Annotated in this window: 13 protein-coding genes and 1 pseudogene; 11 read left to right on the top strand and 3 right to left on the bottom strand. The window is 69.6% G+C overall.

Features of this window, described 5'->3' with window-relative positions:
• Nucleotides 1-2 precede the first annotated feature (2 nt).
• The 5 genes and pseudogenes from BMY74_RS35330 (at nucleotide 3) to BMY74_RS35315 (ending at nucleotide 4,058) form a co-directional block, all read left to right on the top strand.
• Complete coding sequence (locus tag BMY74_RS35330; RefSeq protein WP_089923375.1) at nucleotides 3-1,121, top strand: Glu/Leu/Phe/Val family dehydrogenase; 1,119 nt, start codon at nucleotides 3-5, stop codon at nucleotides 1,119-1,121.
• Between the two features lie 44 nt (nucleotides 1,122-1,165).
• Nucleotides 1,166-2,251 (top strand): CaiB/BaiF CoA transferase family protein, encoded by a 1,086-nt coding sequence (locus BMY74_RS35325; protein WP_089923372.1) that lies wholly within the window; start codon nucleotides 1,166-1,168, stop codon nucleotides 2,249-2,251.
• Between the two features lies 1 nt (nucleotide 2,252).
• On the top strand, nucleotides 2,253-3,413 hold the full coding sequence (locus tag BMY74_RS35320) for an acyl-CoA dehydrogenase family protein (RefSeq protein ID WP_089923368.1): 1,161 nt from the start codon (nucleotides 2,253-2,255) through the stop codon (nucleotides 3,411-3,413).
• Nucleotides 3,414-3,515: 102 nt separating this feature from the next.
• Nucleotides 3,516-3,638 (top strand): annotated as a pseudogene (locus tag BMY74_RS47040) (TetR family transcriptional regulator); the annotation flags it as partial.
• 3 nt (nucleotides 3,639-3,641) lie between these two features.
• Nucleotides 3,642-4,058, top strand: coding sequence for a hypothetical protein (locus BMY74_RS35315; protein ID WP_245786534.1), 417 nt, complete (start codon nucleotides 3,642-3,644; stop codon nucleotides 4,056-4,058).
• Here the strand turns inward: BMY74_RS35315 and BMY74_RS35310 are convergent.
• Complete coding sequence (locus tag BMY74_RS35310) at nucleotides 4,055-4,750, bottom strand: peptidylprolyl isomerase (protein ID WP_089923361.1); 696 nt, start codon at nucleotides 4,748-4,750, stop codon at nucleotides 4,055-4,057. The two genes, BMY74_RS35315 and BMY74_RS35310, sit on opposite strands and share 4 nt — an antisense overlap.
• Before the next feature lie 149 nt (nucleotides 4,751-4,899).
• Between BMY74_RS35310 and BMY74_RS35305 the strand changes: the two genes are divergently transcribed.
• From BMY74_RS35305 to BMY74_RS35295, 3 genes are all read left to right on the top strand, one after another.
• Nucleotides 4,900-5,091 (top strand): antitoxin, encoded by a 192-nt coding sequence (locus tag BMY74_RS35305; protein ID WP_089923356.1) that lies wholly within the window; start codon nucleotides 4,900-4,902, stop codon nucleotides 5,089-5,091.
• Between the two features lie 148 nt (nucleotides 5,092-5,239).
• Complete coding sequence (locus tag BMY74_RS35300; protein WP_143091834.1) at nucleotides 5,240-7,255, top strand: NACHT domain-containing protein; 2,016 nt, start codon at nucleotides 5,240-5,242, stop codon at nucleotides 7,253-7,255.
• 52 nt (nucleotides 7,256-7,307) lie between these two features.
• Nucleotides 7,308-8,006: an RlpA-like double-psi beta-barrel domain-containing protein gene (locus BMY74_RS35295; RefSeq protein WP_143091833.1), complete on the top strand. Its 699-nt coding sequence runs from the start codon at nucleotides 7,308-7,310 to the stop codon at nucleotides 8,004-8,006.
• 37 nt (nucleotides 8,007-8,043) lie between these two features.
• Here the strand turns inward: BMY74_RS35295 and recQ are convergent, their stop codons facing one another.
• Both recQ and BMY74_RS35285 read right to left on the bottom strand, forming a co-directional pair.
• Nucleotides 8,044-10,023 carry a DNA helicase RecQ gene (gene recQ, locus BMY74_RS35290; protein ID WP_089923856.1) on the bottom strand — a complete coding sequence of 660 codons (1,980 nt, stop codon included), beginning with the start codon at nucleotides 10,021-10,023 and terminating at the stop codon, nucleotides 8,044-8,046.
• Nucleotides 10,024-10,062: 39 nt separating this feature from the next.
• Nucleotides 10,063-11,913, bottom strand: coding sequence for a Xaa-Pro dipeptidyl-peptidase (locus BMY74_RS35285; RefSeq protein ID WP_089923349.1), 1,851 nt, complete (start codon nucleotides 11,911-11,913; stop codon nucleotides 10,063-10,065).
• A gap of 101 nt (nucleotides 11,914-12,014) precedes the next feature.
• Here BMY74_RS35285 and BMY74_RS35280 point away from each other — a divergent pair, with 101 nt between their 5' ends.
• From BMY74_RS35280 to BMY74_RS35270, 3 genes are all read left to right on the top strand, one after another.
• Nucleotides 12,015-12,953: a maleylacetate reductase gene (locus BMY74_RS35280; protein ID WP_089923345.1), complete on the top strand. Its 939-nt coding sequence runs from the start codon at nucleotides 12,015-12,017 to the stop codon at nucleotides 12,951-12,953.
• Between the two features lie 103 nt (nucleotides 12,954-13,056).
• Entirely contained in the window at nucleotides 13,057-14,331 is a 1,275-nt protein-coding gene (locus BMY74_RS35275; protein ID WP_177230082.1) for an alpha/beta hydrolase, read from the top strand.
• A complete protein-coding gene (locus tag BMY74_RS35270) occupies nucleotides 14,328-16,784 on the top strand; it encodes a bifunctional lysylphosphatidylglycerol flippase/synthetase MprF (RefSeq protein WP_089923340.1) in 2,457 nt (818 codons plus the stop codon). The genes BMY74_RS35275 and BMY74_RS35270 overlap by 4 nt, the downstream gene beginning before the upstream one ends.
• Nucleotides 16,785-17,044 lie beyond the last annotated feature (260 nt).

The raw sequence follows: 17,044 nt of genomic DNA, 5'->3' as shown, positions 1-17,044 counted from the left end.
CGATGGACGTTCTGGAGCTCATGGACGAGTGGGGGCCGGAGAAGGTCGTCTGCGTGTCCGACCGGCGCACCGGCATGAAGGGCGTGCTCGTCATCGACAACACCGCGCGCGGCATGGGCAAGGGCGGCACGCGGATGAGCCCTCGCGTGACGGTCTCCGAGATCGCCCGTCTCGCGCGCGTGATGACGTGGAAGTGGGCCGGGGTCGACCTGTTCTTCGGCGGCGCGAAGGCGGGGATCGCGTTCGACCCCGCTTCTCCCGACAAGGAGGCCGTGCTGCGGGCGTTCGCGCGCAAGCTCTCCAACGAGGTGCCGCGGGAGTACGTGCTGGGCCTCGACATGGGCCTCACCGAACGCGACGCGGCGATCGTCCAGGACGAACTGTCGGACCGCGGCGCTATGATGGGCGCACCGGCTCAACTCGGCGGTCTTCCGTACGACGAGCTGGGCGTCACCGGGTACGGCGTGGCCGAGGTGGCGGACGAGTTGGTCGAGCTGCGCGGCAGACGCGTGGCCATACAAGGGTTCGGCGCGGTCGGCGCCGCGGCGGCGAAGCGGTTCGCCGAACTCGGTGCTGTCGTCGTCGCCGTGTCGTCGGTGCACGGAGCGCTGGTCGACGCCGGTGGTCTCGACGTCGCCCGGCTTCTCGAGCTGAGGGCTTCGTCCGGCGACCTCGCGGTGTGCGAGTACGGCGAGGTCCGTCCGCTCGGCGCCGAGCTCAGGGTGCCGTGCGACGTGCTGGTGCCGGCGGCGCTGCAGGACGTGGTCGACGCGGATCTCGCGGGCGAGCTCGACACCGCACTGGTCGTCGAGGGCGCGAACCTGCCCACTTCCGTTGCGGCGCAGGAGGTTCTCGCGCGGCGCGGGATCACGGTCGTGCCGGACTTCATCGCGAACGCCGGCGGCGTGGTCGCGGCGGCGTTCGGGATGGACGCGCGGTACTCGCCGTTCCCGGTGAACCCGGTGACGGTGCTCGAGGCCGTGTCGGAGAAGCTGAGAGCGAACGCGGTGAACGTCGTCGCCGAGGCGCGAACCCGTGGCACCACAACACATGTGGCGGCACGGGAGCTGGCACAGGAACGCGTGCTGGCCGCGATGAGGCTGAAGGGGCGTGTCGCATGAGCGTGCCCGGAGGCGCACACGACGGAACAGCAGAGGCGGAACGCATGAGCTCGCTCGAAGGTGTGGTGATCGCGGACTTCAGCAGGGTGCTGGCGGCGCCGTACGCCACGATGGTGCTGGGCGACCTCGGTGCCGAGGTCGTCAAGGTCGAGCAGCCCGGCAGGGGCGACGAGACCCGCACGTGGGGTCCGCCGCACTACGAGGACGAGGCGACGTACTTCCTGTCCGTCAACAGGAACAAGACGTCGGTGCAGATCGACCTGTCCACGGAGGCGGGCCGGGAACGGGCGCGCGAGCTGATCGCGCGGGCGGACGTCGTGGTCGAGAACTTCAAGCCCGGCACCATGAAGAAGTTCGGACTCGACTACGAGTCGCTGGGACGGGACGACCTCGTCTACTGCTCGATCTCCGGGTTCGGTTCCGGCAAGGGCGCGGACCTGCCCGGCTACGACCTGCTCGTGCAGGCCGTGGGCGGGTTGATGAGCGTGACCGGGCCGGGGCCGTACGAGCCGGTGAAGACCGGGGTGGCGCTGGTCGACGTCCTGACGGGGTTGCACGCGTGCGTCGGCATCCTGGCGGCGTTGCGGCACCGGGAGGCGACGGGGCTGGGGCAGCTCGTCGAGCTCGACCTGCTGACGGTGCTGTTGTCGAGCATGGTGAACCAGAGCGCGGGCTTCACGCTGGCCGGTTCGGTGCCGAAGCCGATGGGCAACCGGCACCCGTCGATCGCGCCGTACGAGGTGTTCCCGACGGCGGACCAGCCGATCGTGCTCGCGGTGGGCAACGACCGGCAGTTCCGGAGGTTGTGCTCGGTGCTGGACGTGCCGGAGCTCGCGACCGACGAGCGGTTCGTCACGAACTCCGTCCGCGTGGAGCACGTGGACGCGCTGTTCGACATGCTCGCGGCGCGGTTGCGGACGAGGCCTGCGCAGCACTGGTTCGAGACGCTGACACCGCTGGGCGTGCCGTGCGGTCCGGTGAACGACGTCGCCCGTGCGTTCGCGCTCGCCGAGTCGCTGGACCTCAACCCCACCGCGATGATCGGCGACATGACGCTGGTCGCGAACCCCATCCGCCTGTCGCGCACGCCGGTCACCTACCGGCTGCGCCCGCCGAAGCTGGAGCAGTGACGTGCAGGACCCGTTGGAGCTGCTGGACATCCCGTCGCTGCTGAGCGACGAGGAACGCGACATCCAGGCGACGGTCGCGGCCTACCTGACCGATCACGTCCGGCCGCACGTCGCCTCGTGGTTCGAGGCGGGCGTCCTGCCGCGCGAACTGGCGCGGGAGCTCGGCAAGCTCGGTGTGCTCGGCATGCACCTGCAGGGCTACGGGTGCGCGGGGACGTCGGCGCTCGCGTACGGGCTCGCGTGCCTGGAGCTGGAGGCCGTGGACAGCGGCATCCGCAGCTTCGTGTCGGTGCAGGGGTCGCTGTCGATGTTCTCGATCTGGGAGTACGGGTCGGAGGAGCAGAAGCAGGAGTGGCTGCCGCGCCTCGCTGCCGGTGAGGCGATCGGGTGCTTCGGGCTGACCGAACCGGACTTCGGGTCGAACCCCTCCGGCATGCGCACGCGGGCCGTGCGCGACGGTGCGGACTGGGTGCTGAACGGCACCAAGATGTGGATCACGAACGGCGGTCTCGCGGACGTGGCGACGGTGTGGGCGCGGACCGAGGAGGGAATTCGAGGATTCCTCGTTCCTCGCGGCACACCCGGATTCTCGACGCGGGACGTCAAGCAGAAGCTGTCAATGCGAGCATCCGTCACTTCCGAGTTGGTGCTGGAGGACGTGCGGCTGCCGGAAAGCGCTCGGCTGCCGCTCGCGACTTCCTTGCGCGCACCGCTCACGTGTTTGAACGAGGCGCGGTTCGGGATCGTGTTCGGCGCTGTCGGGGCCGCCAGGGATTCGTTGCAGGCGGCTCTCGACTACTCCGGTACGCGCATCCAGTTCGACAAGCCGATCGCCGCGTTCCAGCTCACCCAGCGCAAGCTCGCGAGCATGACGGTGCAGGTCAGCAACTCGATGCTGCTGGCGTTGCACCTCGCGAGGCTCAAGGAGGCGGGCACGCTCAAGCCCGAGCAGATCAGCGTCGGCAAGTACAACAACGTCGAGTCGGCCATCGCGATCGCGCGGGAAAGCCGGACCATCCTCGGCGCGAACGGCATCTCGCTCGAGTACTCGCCCCTGCGTCACGCCAACAACCTGGAATCCGTACTTACTTATGAGGGCACTTCCGACATCCACCTGCTATCCATCGGCCACGCGTTGACCGGAATCCAGTCATTTCGATGATCGTTCGCCCTATCCTTCAGCTCGCACTGGGTTCGCGGGTGGGAGGACGTTCTGCCGGAGGAGACAAACAGCCGCAGTGACGCGCGTCGCAACCGCAAGCGATTGCTGGATGCCGCGACGCACGTGCTGCGGGCTGAACCAGCAACGGCGACGATGCAGTCGATCGCACGCAGGGCGGCGCTTTCACAGGCGACGGCGTATCGGCATTTCCCGTCCGTGGAAGCGCTCGTGGTGGCCTATCACGAAGAGGTCATGGCGTCGTTGGTCGAACACGGCGAACGGTCTCGCAAGACGGGCAAGGACCTGTTCGAGCACCAAGCCGCGTGCTGGGTGAAGCTGCAGAAGGTGCACGGGCCGGTGATCGTGCGGTCCGGCTCGCAGCGCGGTTTCCTGGAACGCCTGCGCGGCGGCGAGACGATGGCGACGCTGTCGAGCAACGCGTGGGACCCGGCGTTGAAGGGCGTGCTCGCCGACCTGGGGCTGCCGGACTCGCTGCTGGACGTCGCGCGGTTCCTGCACGACGCGTTGTTCGACCCGAGGGAGGTCCTCGACCTCACGAAAACCGCCGGACTGCCTGACGAGCAGGTGGTCCGGCGGCTCTCCGACGCGTTCTACGGCGCGCTCACGGGCTGGGCCTCGCGCTAGATCCCGAGCGGCAGCACCCACTTGAGCTCGGACTTGACGTTCGGGCGGCCGTCCAGCGGGTTCTCCCCCGCGATGCCGCCGGCCGCGATCTTGTCGAGGGTCTCCAGGCCCTCGGGCAGGATCTGGCCGAACACGGTGTAGTTCGGGCGCAGGATCGAGTCGGACTGCACCAGGAAGAACTGGGAGCCGTTCGTGTCCGGGCCGGCGTTGGCCATGGCGAGCGTGCCGCGCGGGTAGATGCGGCGCACTCCGGTCGGGTCGTTCGGGGCGGGCTGCAGGTCCGTCGGCAGCTCGTCCTTGTACCGGTAGCCGGGGCCGCCTTCACCGGTGTTCGACGGGTCGCCGCACTGCAGCACCTTCAGCGTCGGGTACGCGGTGAGCCGGTGGCACTCGGTCTGGTTGTAGAACCCCCGGTGCGCCAGGTGGATGAAGCTGTGCGCGGTGCACGCCGCCTTGGTGCGGTCGAGGACCAGTGGGATGTCGCCCTGGTTGGTCTTCACCTTGACCAGGACCTTGCCTTTGGTGAACCACGGGTCGCGCGGGATCGACACGGGTCGCGCGGCCGGCTCCTCCGGGGTCGCGGTGTAACCGCAGTCGGGCCGGGCCGTCTGCGTGTCCGCGGACGCCGTGCCCGTCGTGATGAAACCAACGGCCAGCGCCGCCACGGCCAGTCCAGCTGCGATTCGCCTCATGCGCGTTTCCTAGTGGAGCCGGTGACGGCCCGGCAAGCCTTAACGGATCACTGTGGAGGGCGGGCCCGCCGGCGACGCTTCACTCGATCAAGCGACGTGTGCCGGATCCGGGACCGGGTACCCGAACTGCATAGGGAGGTAATGCAGTCATGGGATTCGACGAGTTGAAGAACAAGGCGAAGGACCTGATCGGCGAGCACGGCGACAAGGTCGACCAGGGCGTCGAGCGTGCCGGGCAGTTCGCCGACGACAAGACCGGCGGCAAGCACACCGAGCACATCGACCAGGGCGAGGACAAGCTCAAGGAAGGCCTCCGCAACTTCGGCGGTCAGCAGCAGTGACGGAGACCCACTGCGAGTGGGCTCCTGAGGCGGCACAGGCGACTGGTTCGCGTGTGAGTTAAGCCTGATCGGATTCACTACCGCGATCCCGGCGACACGGTTACCGTCGTTCGCCGGGATCGCGGAGGTGAAGGTGGATCCGAGCGGGGTGACAAGAGCGGCACGGCTGACGGCATTGGCCGCGTTGTGCCTGGTCACCGTCGTTCTCCTGCTCCCGGCGGCCATCAGCGTGAGCACCGGCGGAGCACTGCCGGGGTTCTTCGGCGAGTTCGGCCGGTGGCTGTGGCCCGCGGTCGGCGTGATGGTGCTCGTCGCGATCGGTCTCGCTCTGTGGGAGCGCCTGCGCGGCCACGAGACCAGCAACCGCAGTGCCGCACTCTCCCGCGTCGAAGCGCGGGTGAAAGCCCTGCTCAGCGCTTCGCTCGCGGCCCAGACGCAGATCAAGCTCGGTGTCCTGCGGCAGCCGAAGCTCGCCGTGCGGGTCGACGGCGAGGAGATCTCCACGACCGACCTGGCGGACGTCTACGACCGCCTCGGCCACAGCATGGTCCTGGTGGGTCCCGTCGGCAGTGGGCGGTCGACGTTGCTGCGCGAGCTGTGCCTGACGTTGGTCGAACGTGCGCGCAACGACCCCGAGGCACCGATCCCCGTCGTCGTGGACCTGGCGACGTGGCGTGCGTACGGCACGCGCAAGCCCACGGAGTTCACCGCCTGGCTGCTGCGGGAGATGAACCGCCGGTACGGCATCAGTCGCTCGGCCGGCACGATCTGGCTGCGCCGGGAGCGGATCGCGGTGCTCATCGACGGCCTCGACGAGGTGCCCCGCGTCGACCGCGCGCACTGCGAGTCCGAACTCGCGCCGTTCGCCTCGGTCGTCTGTTCGACAGGACCGATCGAGAACCTCCCGTCGGTGTGCGTGGAACCGTTGTCGCGGGGGCAGGTCCTCGAGTACATCGCCTCGGTCAGCCCCCGGCTCGACAGCCTGGAGGCCGCCCTCACCCCGGAGATCTGGGAGCGGCTCGACTCACCGCTGGCGCTGAACCTGCTGGCGCTGACGCACCTGGACAAGCAGGTCGACACCATCGGCACCGACTTCGTTGGCTCGTTCGTGGTGACGAGGCTGTCCGGGCAACGCGGCGCAGGGCCCACCATTCGCGCGTTGAAGTTCCTCGCGCGGTTGGGACGTCCCGACCTCGGCGCACCCGTGCACATGCCCCACCGCCGTGCGTGGCTTCCGCTGCTGCCGACGCGTCCGTTGTGGCTGCTGTTCGTGCGCGCGGTGCCCGCCGCATACGCCGGTGGTGTGTGTGCCGTGGCGTTCATGACCGGGCTGCGCCTCGGCTTGTGGCCCGCTCTGACGTTCGTAGTCGCTGCATCTTCTTTGCTCGTCCTCGTGAACAAACTGCCGCATGTCTTCCATCCGCCTGGACGTGCGCACGGCATCATCACCGCCACGCTGGGGTTTCTCGCCGGCGTGTTCGGAGGGTTGCTGGTCGGCCTCGTCGGTCTCTGGCTCGGAGGCATCGGCACGCCGTGGCCGTACGTCGTGGCGTACGTGTTCGTGGTGGTGGCGTCGTTCTTCTTGGCGTTGGGGTTCATACCCGGTGAGGCACCCATGCCGTGGGCGGTGCTGATCGCCGCCGCGCCCGCCATCGCGATGATCTGGACCGGGCCCTACGTCGTGCTGGCGGGCATGGGCGTCGGCTTCTCCGCCGGCGTGGCGGGCGGGATTTTCGCTGCGGCGGTGGGACGTGTGTGGCGCACGGTGCTTCCGGCGCAACAGGAACGCATGCGGCTGGGACGTCCGTGGTGGATCCAGCCCGCTGTCCCGGTGCTCGGCGCGGTCGGTCTGCTGGGCGGGATCGGCGCGCTCGGATCCTGGGGAACCGCACTGGGAGTGGCGCTCGGGTTGCTGGTGACCCCGACTGCGTCACGCGACTACGTCTGGCCGTTCGACGCACTCGCCGAAGTCGCCGCCGAAGGTGTCACGCGGCCCCTGTCGCTGGGCGAGTTGTCCTTCCGCCGCAAGGCTTTGCTCCACCTCGCACAGGACCGCCTGCTGCTCACCCGCGTCGACGGCGAGTACCGCTTCGCACACGTCGCCCTGCGCGACCACCTCGCGTCGTGCGACCCGACGGCGTTGCTGCGCGCCACGCGTCGTTGAACCTTCCTGATCTGCGGGCCGTACGGCCTGGCAGAAGGGTCGGGTGTTGCGCATGCGCTGGTCGAAGGGGTGGATCGCGGGGGCCGGGGTCTTCTCGGTCGTCGTGGCCATCGGGGGTGCGGCCTTCGCCGTCGCGGGATCCGGTGCTCCCACGGGGCAGTCGGGACCGGCGGGCAAAGAGGTGTGCGACGGGCAGCAGGTGAAGGCGGCGAACGCCAAGGGCCCGGCGGGTGTCTACTCCGACCGGTTCCCCGCAGGAACGCTCGTGCGGCTCACCAACCCCGAGAACAACCGGGCGATCACCGTGCAGGTCATCGGGACCTCGGCCGGGTGCGCGGTGCTGAACACCGCCGCGCTCGACTCGCTGCGGTCGGCCGAGACCGCGGGAGGCGTGGCGGGCGGCGTTCCGCGCGGCATCCGGGTGGAGATCGTCGGCAACGCACCGGCACCCACGGCCACCACCCGCAGCCCGGTTTCCCGCATCCGGCCGTCCGGGACCGTCGGTCAGGTCGTCTGCGACGGCGCGACCGTCGGGTTGTCGGCCGTCGGCGGGGCACCGGGAGCGTTCTCGTCCCAGCTCCCGGTGGGGACCTCGGTGCGCGTCACCAACCTGGACAACGGGAAGCAGACGATCGTGCAGGTCGTCGGCGTCGGGTCGGGCTGCGTCGTGCTGAACAGCGCGGCCTTCGACCTGGTCGGGGAGCCCGGTGAGACTGTGGTCCAGCGGGCCCAGGTCGAGAAGGTGACCTGACGACGTGTGCGCCAGCTCCTGACCTGGGTTCCAGGGCCTACCAGTCCATCGGCTCGTCGGGTTCCTCCGGTTCCGGCCACTCGTCCGCGTCCGCGCTCGAACCCCAGGCGGCGCCGCCCGTGCTCGTCGTCTTCGGCTTGGGCTTCGCGGCAGGGGGCGCGGGCTCGGCGGCGGGGGCCGGGCCGCCTCCCGCCACGACCTCCAGGATCTGCTCGCCGTACTTCGTGAGCTTCGCCTGGCCCACACCGCTGACCGCGCCCAGGGCCGTGAGCGAGTCGGGGCGTGACGCCGCGATGGACTTCAGCGTGGCGTCGTGGAAGATCACGTAGGCAGGAACGCCCTGTTCACGGGCCTGACCGGCCCGCCACTCGCGCAACGCCTCGAACAGCGGGCCCGCGTCGGCCGGGAGGTCGACCTTCACCTTGGCGGCGCCCGAGGACGAGGACGCCGTGCGCGTCGTCGAGCGGACGGGCGTCGGGTCCTTGCGCATCTTCACTTCGCGCTTGCGGCCCAGCACGTCGGCGCTCGCCTCGGTGAGGACCAGCGTCGAGTACTCGCCCTCGACCGCCAGCAGGCCCTGGGCGAGGAGCTGGCGGACCACGCCGCGCCACTCGCTCTCGTTCAGGTCCTCGCCGATGCCGAAGGTGCTGAGCTGGTCGTGGTCGAACTGGATGACCTTGGCGGTCTTGCGGCCCAGCAGGATGTCGATCGCCTGACCGGCGCCGAACTTCTGGTTGCGCTCCTTGCGCAGGCGGTAGACCGTCGAGAGGACCTTCTGCGCGGCGACCGTGCCGTCCCACGCCTCGGGCGGCGTCAGGCAGGTGTCGCAGTTGCCGCACGGCACACCGGACTCGCCGAAGTACTCGAGGAGCCTGGTGCGGCGGCAGTCGACCGTCTCGCAGAGGGCGAGCATCGCGTCGAGGTGCGCCTGCGAGCGGCGGCGGAACGCCAGGTCGCCCTCGGACGACTCGATCATCTTCCGCTGCTGCACCACGTCCTGCAGGCCGTAGGCGAGCCACGCCGTGGACGGGAGGCCGTCGCGGCCGGCGCGGCCCGTCTCCTGGTAGTAGCCCTCGACCGACTTCGGCAGGTCGAGGTGGGCGACGAAGCGGACGTCCGGCTTGTCGATGCCCATGCCGAACGCGATGGTCGCCACCATGACCAGCCCGTCCTCCCGCAGGAAGCGCGCCTGGTTGCGCTGGCGGACCGCCGAGTCGAGCCCCGCGTGGTACGGCAGCGCGGCGATCCCGTTCGCCACCAGGAACTCCGCCGTCTTCTCCACCGACGAGCGGGACAGGCAGTAGACGATGCCCGCCTCGCCCTGGTGCTCGCCGCGCAGCAGGTCCAGCAGCTGCTTCTTCGGCTCCTTCTTGCCGACGATGCGGTACTGGATGTTCGGCCGGTCGAAGCTGGAGACGAACTGGCGCCCCTCATCCAGCTCCAGGCGCGTGAGGATCTCCTTGCGCGTCGCCTCCGTCGCCGTGGCCGTCAGCGCGATGCGCGGCACCTTGGGCCAGCGCTCGTGCAGGTGCGTGAGCGAGAGGTAGTCGGGCCGGAAGTCGTGGCCCCACTGGGAGACGCAGTGCGCCTCGTCGATCGCGAACAGCGCGATCTCGCCCTGCTCCAGCAGGCGCAGGGTGGCCTCCGACGTCAGCCGCTCCGGCGCCAGGTAGAGCAGGTCGAGCTCGCCGTTGACGAACTCGGCCTCGACCATCCGCCGTTCGTCCCACGACAGCGAGGAGTTCAGGAAGCCCGCGCGCACGCCGAGCGCGCGCAACGCGTCCACCTGGTCCTGCATCAGGGCGATGAGCGGCGAGATCACGACGCCCGTGCCCGGCCGCACCAGGGCCGGCACCTGGTAGCACAGGGACTTGCCGCCGCCGGTCGGCATGAGCACGAGCGCGTCGCCACCCGCGATCACGTGCTCGACGATGGCGGCCTGGTCGCCGCGGAACTCGGGGTACCCGAAGACGCGCTGCAGGACCTGCAGCGCGTCCCCGTGGTCGGTTGAACCCATGCCGCCGATGCTAGCGAGCAGCACCGACAGTCCGGTTCGCTAGCCCAACTGGCTCCTCGTACCTGCGGAAACGCTGGACGCGGCAAGCGGTGCGGCCGACGCGGAGGGCACCGAGCCCTTCAGCGGGATCCGCACCGACGTGCTCGCCAGGTCCACGGTCAGCCGCGGCAGCTGGCTCGGCCGCACGATGGCGGTCGTGTCGGTGCCCCCGATCACCAGACCGAGCCGGTGACCGGCCGGCAGGTTCCAGTCCGTTGTGGACAGTCGGAAGGTGATGCTGTACCTGGTTCCAGGAGTGATCGTGCGTGGTGTCGAGAGGGACTGGTAGTTCGCGAGATCCGCCCAGCCGCGCGCGATGATCTGCGCGTCGACGTTGCCCGCCGTGGCTTCCGTGTTCCGGTAACAGGCGTCATCGCCCGTACGGCTCTCGCCCCAGCACGACTCCGTGGTCAGCGTCCGGATGCCTTCACCGGTCCGCACGCGGGCAGGGCCGTAGTCGACGAGGTACGCCGTGAGGTGCGCCGTCGGTGTGGACGACGACACTCCGACCGTGATCGACGAGGTGCCGGCGATGCGCAGGTCCGAGGTCAGCGGCGCGGTGGAGTAGACCGCCCTGCCGGTGTTCGAACCGGAGAGCCAGTTCGTCGGCGTGCCGCTGCCGTTGTCGGTGAACACCGACGTGCCAGTACCCGCAGCCGTGCCGAGTCCCGAAGAAGAAGGACGCAGCACGGTGCTGACGGTCCCCGCGGGAGGCCACGTCTGGTCGTCCACCCACTGGTCCGGGGCGCGCTCGGCGGACACCTGAGGTTCGTTCTCGATGCCGTTCGGCACGTCCAGCAGCCAGCGGTCGAACCACTTGTGCAACGTCGAGACCCACTCGGCGCGGCGGAAGTCGAACGGGTCGACGTGCGCCGTCTGCGAGAACCACAGCTTCTTCGGCACGGACGCGGGCACGGCGTCCCAGAACTGCCCGTACTGCAGCGTCTTCACGTTCAGGTCGTTGATCCCGTGGATCGCGAAGATCGACGCCTTCACCTTCGACGCGTTGCGCACGAAATCACGTGTCTGCCACATCGCCGTGTAGTCGCCATTGGCAGGGGAACCGTTGGTCATCTGTGTGCGCACGGCACCGCATCGAGACCGTGCGTTGGAGTTCTCGAACTGCGACCCCAGGCCGGTGGGCGAGCTGTAGCCGGGGTAAGCGACACCGTCCGAGCGGAACCAGTCGTACCAGGAACTGATGGCCGCGATCGGCACGATGGTCTTCAGCCCGTCGATGCCGGTCGCCGCGACGCCGTTGGCGATCGAGCCGTCCCAGGACTTGCCGATCATGCCGACGGCGCCGGTCGACCACGAGGCGGACTTCGTGGTGGAGCCGGTCAGGGTCGAGTAGCCGGTGCGGCGGCCGTTCAGCCAGTCGATCACGGCGGTGCCGGAGGTGATCTCCGACTGGCCGCCGACGTCGACGCAGCCGCGCGACCTGTTCGTGCCGAGGAAGTCGACCAGCACGACGGCGTAGCCGCGCGGCACGAAGTAGTTGTCGTAGAAGAGCGGAAACTTCACCGGCACACCGGCGGAGTCGTAGGTCTTGACCTCGCCCTCGTTGCCGCGGCCCGCGCTCTGGTAGTAGGGGCTGGCGTCCATGATCACGGGCACGCGCCCGGTCGTGGACGGCCTGATGATGTCGGCCGCCACCCGGTCGCGGGTGCCGTCGCCGTCGAGGTCGAGCCCGGAGTCCACGTAGACGGTCTCGCGCACGGCGTCGGCCATCGAGTGGATCGGCGCGGTGACGCCGCCGGACAGGGTGAACGCCGGTGTCGCCGCTGTGGCAGGGAGTGGCGTCAGGGTCAGGGCCCCTGCCAACGCCACTACAACACGAACACGCTTCATGAAGATTCACGCTAAGGAGTGACGAAGTCGCCCCGTCAGAGCCGAAAGGCTTGACCCTCAGCTGTTGCGCCGGGCACCGGCCTCACGAATATTCGTCCTTCGTGAGCTTCACCTTCGAACCCGGCCGCACCCGTGTCGTCTTCGGCCGCGGCACCACCTCCTCCGTGCGCGCGGAGGCAGAGCGTTCAGGCGCTAAGCGGGTGATGCTGATCGCCCGGCACGGAGGCGACCGGGTGGCCGCCGAGCTCGGTCCGTTGCTGGTCACGCGGTTCACCGGCGCGGCGATGCACACGCCGGTCGAGGTCACGGAGCGCGCGCTCGCGTCGTTGCGCGAACACGGCGCGGACTGCGTCGTATCGGTCGGCGGTGGATCGAGCACGGGGCTGGCGAAGGCGCTCTCGGTGCGCGCGGGCGTTCCGCAGATCATCATCCCGACTACCTACGCGGGCTCCGAGGTCACCCAGGTGCTCGGTGAGACGGCGTCGGGGCTGAAGAAGACGCGGCGGGACGCGGCGATCCAGCCGGGCACGGTGATCTACGACGTCGACATGACGCTGGACCTTCCCCTCGACGTCACAGTCACGAGCGCGCTCAACGCTCTCGCGCACGCCATCGCGGCAAGGGACAACGAGAACCCGTTGATCGACGCCATAGCTCGCCGGGCGATCGAGGGTGTTCTGCACGCTTTGAGCGGAAATCCGTCCACTGTGGATGCACGCACGGAACTGCTGTCCTCGGCGTGGCTCGCGGGCACGTGCCTCGCGTCCGTCCCGATGGGACTGCACCACAAGCTTGCGCACGTTTTGGGCGGTTCGTTCGGTCTTCCGCACGCCGCCACGCACACGGCGCTGCTCCCCCACACGGCACCCGTCGACCTGTCCCAACGCATCCACGACACGGCCACGCGGTTCGGCGCGGCGACCTCGCTGCGGGAACTGGGAATGGCGGAGTCCGATTTGTCCCGCGCTGCCGAGATCGCCGGTCATCCCGACGCCCTGGAGGTGCTGACCAGGGCGTGGCGCGACGCACCGTCCGGCTGAAGGGTTGTCATTCTTCAGGCTGATGTTCACGGCCTTGAACTCAGACGAACCTCCGATGTGGATCCTGAAGACTTCCTGAAGCATTGAGGGCATGCTCAGCCCGTTGGATCTGTCTCTGATAAACGGACCGATCCCCAAGGCCGCCACGGTCGCGGCCGCGCTCGCCCTCACGTACCTGGTGATCCGGAAGAACCGGACCTGGTGGGTCCGCGTGCTGCCGATGGTCGTGCTGGCGGTCGCCCTGGTGGTGACCGGGCTGACGCTCGTCATCGACCAACTGTGGAAACCGTGGCCGGAGCCGATGCCGGTCATCCTGATGGTGTGGCTGGGCGCCGCACTCGTGGCCATCAGTCTGGCCGTCGCACGCCTACGGCCGTCGCGTTGGTACGCGCGCGTGGCCACCGTCATCGCCGCGGTCGTCGTCATCTCGAGCGCACTGACGGCCACGAACGCGTACTACGGGCTGTACCCGACGGCACGGGCCGCGCTGGAGGTGTTCAACAACCCGAGCGTCGACCTGCCGGACAGCGCCTCCGACGTGCTGGAGGTACCCGCCGGCAAGAAGCTGGCCGACGTCTGGACCGGTGACGGCCTGCCGGACAGGGGCACGCTGTCCGAGATCGAGATCCCCGGTGCGATGAAGACGCGTCCGGCGTGGGTCTACCTGCCGCCCGCGTACTCCGCGAAGTCCCGGCCGAGGCTGCCGGTGCTGGTCCTGCTGGCGGGCCAGCCGGGGTCGCCCCGCGACTGGTACGACGCCGGCCGGATCTCCGACAACATGGACGAGTTCGCGCGTGCCCACAGCGGGCTCGCTCCGATCGTCGTCATGCCCGACTCGCTGGGCTCGCTCACCGCGAACCCGCTGTGCCTCGACTCGAAGCTGGGCCAGGCGGAGACCTATCTGACCCGCGACGTGCCCAAGTGGATCAAAGAACGCCTCACGGTCGACGAACGCCGTGAAGCGTGGACGATCGCGGGTCTCTCTCACGGCGGTACGTGCTCTCTGCAGCTCGCAGTGCGCGCGCCGGACGTGTACGGCAACTTCATCGACCTGTCCGGCCAGCGCGAACCCACGCTCGGCACGCGCGCCGAGACGGTCAAAGCGGCGTTCGGCGGCGACGAGGCGGCGTTCGCCCGCGTCAACCCGCTCGACGTCCTCGCCACGGCCAAGTTCCCGCAGCTCTCCGGCGTGATCGTGGTGGGCAGGGACGACGGTCAGTACCGCCCGGCGGGAGCCGAGGTGTTCGAGGCCTGTCGCAGGGCCGGAATGGACGTGCAGTGGAAGGAACTGCCGGGAGGGCACGACTGGAACGTGTGGCGGCCGGGTCTGTACGGCTCGCTGCCGTGGCTCGCGCAGCGGACAGGGCTGGTCAGATGATCGCCAGACTGTTCCGCGCGGCGCCGCTGACCTGCGTCTTCCTCGTCGTCTTCTGGACGGTCGGGGCGCTGACCGGCGCGATCGCCGGTGCGAGCGACGACCTGCTCCTGCTCGTCGGGTTCGGCACCGGCAGCCCGTGGTGGACCGTCCTGACCTCGGCGCTGTGGTCTATGGACCTGCCGGGCTACCTCGCGACCACCCCGCTGTTGCTCGTCGCCGGGATCTACGCCGAGCGCTCGCTGGGCTCGCTGCGGACGGCGGCGATCTTCCTCGGCTCGCACGTGGCCGGCGCGTTCCTGGGGCTTTTCCTGGTGGTGGTCGGGCACGAGGTGCAGTGGGGCTGGCCCGAGTCGCTGATGGGCGAGGCCGCGGCGGGGCCGTCGGTCGGCGGGGTGGGTCTCGTGCTCGCCCTGACGTTCCGGATGCCGCCGTTGTGGAGGCGTCGCGTCCGGCTGTTGATGATCTTGTCGGTGCTGGTCCTTACCCTGTACTCGGGTTGGCTGGAAGACCTCCTCCGCCTGTCCGGTGGCGTGGCCGGGCTGGTGCTGGGAGCGCTGTTCCTGAGGAACGGGCCGGTGGCGCTGGCGCGTTCGCTGCAGGAGACGCGGGTGCTGGTGGCGTTGCTGATCGCGGCGTCGGCGCTCGGGCCGGTGGTGTCGATGATGTCGCCGTACCCGAACGGACCGCTGTGGTGGTTCGCGGACGTCGTGGCGGTCGCACAGCCATCGCAGGAGGACGTGGACGCGATCTGCGCCTCGGGCGCGGTCGAGCTGTGCCGGACGATGGTGGTCCAGCTGTCGTACGGCCGGTTCCCCGCGCTCGTGATGTCGTTGCTGCCGGCGTTGCTGCTGCTCGTCCTGGCGGAAGGGCTGCGGCGGGGCCGCCGGTTCGCATGGCGGACGGCGCTGGTGTTCAACGTGGCGTTCGCGGCGTTCATCGGTTCGTACGTCGTGTACGTCGCGCAGTTCCCGGACGCGAGCCTGCTGGAGCTGTCGGTCTCGTTCGGTGTGCCGATGCTGGCACCGCTCGCGATCATCGTGGTGCTGCTGGTGACGCGCAGGCATTTCGACGTGCGTCTGCCTCGGCATGCCGTGGTGAAGTTCTGGCGGTTCACGGCGATCAGCGTCGCTTTGCTGTCGGCGCTGTACGTCTTCGGCGGTTACCTGGTCCGCGACCAGTTCACGCCGGAGCCGGGGTTCGCCGCGCTCCTGGCGGATCTGCCGACGCGGTTCCTGCCGCCGGGGTACCTCGACCTGGTGCCGCTGCAGTTCTCCGCCGAGGGGTTCGTCGGCGCGGTGCTGTTCGAGTACACGGGCGTGGTGTTCTGGCTGATCGTGCTGGCGGGTCTGCTGATGGCGTCGTGGCGGACGTGGCCGTCCTCGTGCGAGGAGGAAGCGGCGCACGCCCGTGAACTCATGCGGCGCCACGGCGGTTCGTCGTTGTCGTACATGACGACGTGGCGCGGCAACCAGTACTGGTTCACGCCGGACGGCGAGACGGCCATCGCGTACCGGGTGGTGTCGACCATCGCGCTCACGGTGGGCGATCCGATCGGCCCGGCGCGCATCGACGCCGTGCGCGGGTTCGCGGAGTTCTGCGCCCGCAACGGCTGGACGCCGTGCCTCTACAGCGTGGGCGCGGAAACGCGCGCCGTGGTGGAGGGCCTCGGCTGGTCCGCGGTGCAGGTCGCCGAGGACACGGTGATAGAGCTGGACGAGCTCAGCTTCACCGGCAAGAAGTGGCAGGACGTGCGCACGGCGCTGAACAAGGCCGCCAAGGCCGGCATTACCGCCGAGTGGTGCACCTACGCCGACGCGCCGTACGCGATCACGGACCAGATCCGGTCGATCTCGTCGGAGTGGGTGGCGGACAAAGGGCTGCCCGAAATGGGCTTCACGTTGGGAGGACTGGAAGAACTGAACGGCGAGGGCGTCCGCTGCCTGCTGGCCGTGGACGGCGATCGCACCGTGCACGGCATCACGAGCTGGCTGCCGGTGTACGAGGACGGCGAGGTCGTCGGGTGGACGCTCGACTTCATGCGCCGCCGCTCGCACGGGTTCCGCGGCTCGATGGAGTTCCTGATCGCCTCGGCGGCCGGCCTGCTCAAGGCCGAGGGCGCGCGGTTCCTCAGCCTGTCCGGGGCACCGCTCGCCCGGCTGGACCGCGGCGAGCGACCGCGGGCGCTGCAGCGCGTCCTCGACTTCACCGGCCAGGTGCTGGAGCCGGTGTACGGGTTCCGGTCGCTGTTCGCGTTCAAGGCGAAGTTCCAGCCGGCCTACCAGCCGATGTTCATGGCGTACCCGGACTCGGCGGCGCTGCCGCGCATCGCGAACGCGGTGAGCCGCGCCTACCTCCCGCACCTCAACGCGCGCCAGGGGCTTCGGCTGGCGAGCAAGATGATCATCCGCACGCGCGGGCGGGTGGCGGCGCCGGAGAAGGCGCGCCAGGGGTGAGGCTGGAGGCGGCGGGCTGGTAGCGGTGGCGGGTCGGCTAACGGCGGCGGGCGGACGGTGGCCGGCGGGGTTGACGGCGGTGGCTGGCGGCAGGCAGTGGAGGGCGAGCCGGCAGCGGAGGCGAGCGGCCGGCGGCGGTCTCGTGGTGGCAGGCGGGGGTCTGGCGGCTGACAGGCGGCGGTCTGGCGGGTGACCGGCGGCGGTCTGGCGGGTGACCGGCGGCGGTCTGGCGGGTGACAGGCGGCGGTCTGGCGGGTGAC

The organism is Lentzea albida, assembly GCF_900111005.1.
GTDB classification, from domain to species: domain Bacteria; phylum Actinomycetota; class Actinomycetes; order Mycobacteriales; family Pseudonocardiaceae; genus Lentzea; species Lentzea albida.
Note: the sequence above shows the minus strand (reverse complement) of the source record. Positions and strands in the feature narration are given on the sequence as shown.

Coding starts and splice junctions, on each gene's coding strand:
- BMY74_RS35330 (WP_089923375.1), top strand. CDS start 3: ATGGACGTTCTGGAGCTCATGGACGAGTGGGGGCCGGAGAAGGTCGTC.
- BMY74_RS35325 (WP_089923372.1), top strand. CDS start 1,166: ATGAGCTCGCTCGAAGGTGTGGTGATCGCGGACTTCAGCAGGGTGCTG.
- BMY74_RS35310 (WP_089923361.1), bottom strand. CDS start 4,750: ATGAGGCGAATCGCAGCTGGACTGGCCGTGGCGGCGCTGGCCGTTGGT.
- BMY74_RS35305 (WP_089923356.1), top strand. CDS start 4,900: ATGGGATTCGACGAGTTGAAGAACAAGGCGAAGGACCTGATCGGCGAG.
- BMY74_RS35295 (WP_143091833.1), top strand. CDS start 7,308: ATGCGCTGGTCGAAGGGGTGGATCGCGGGGGCCGGGGTCTTCTCGGTC.
- recQ (WP_089923856.1), bottom strand. CDS start 10,023: ATGGGTTCAACCGACCACGGGGACGCGCTGCAGGTCCTGCAGCGCGTC.
- BMY74_RS35285 (WP_089923349.1), bottom strand. CDS start 11,913: ATGAAGCGTGTTCGTGTTGTAGTGGCGTTGGCAGGGGCCCTGACCCTG.
- BMY74_RS35270 (WP_089923340.1), top strand. CDS start 14,328: ATGATCGCCAGACTGTTCCGCGCGGCGCCGCTGACCTGCGTCTTCCTC.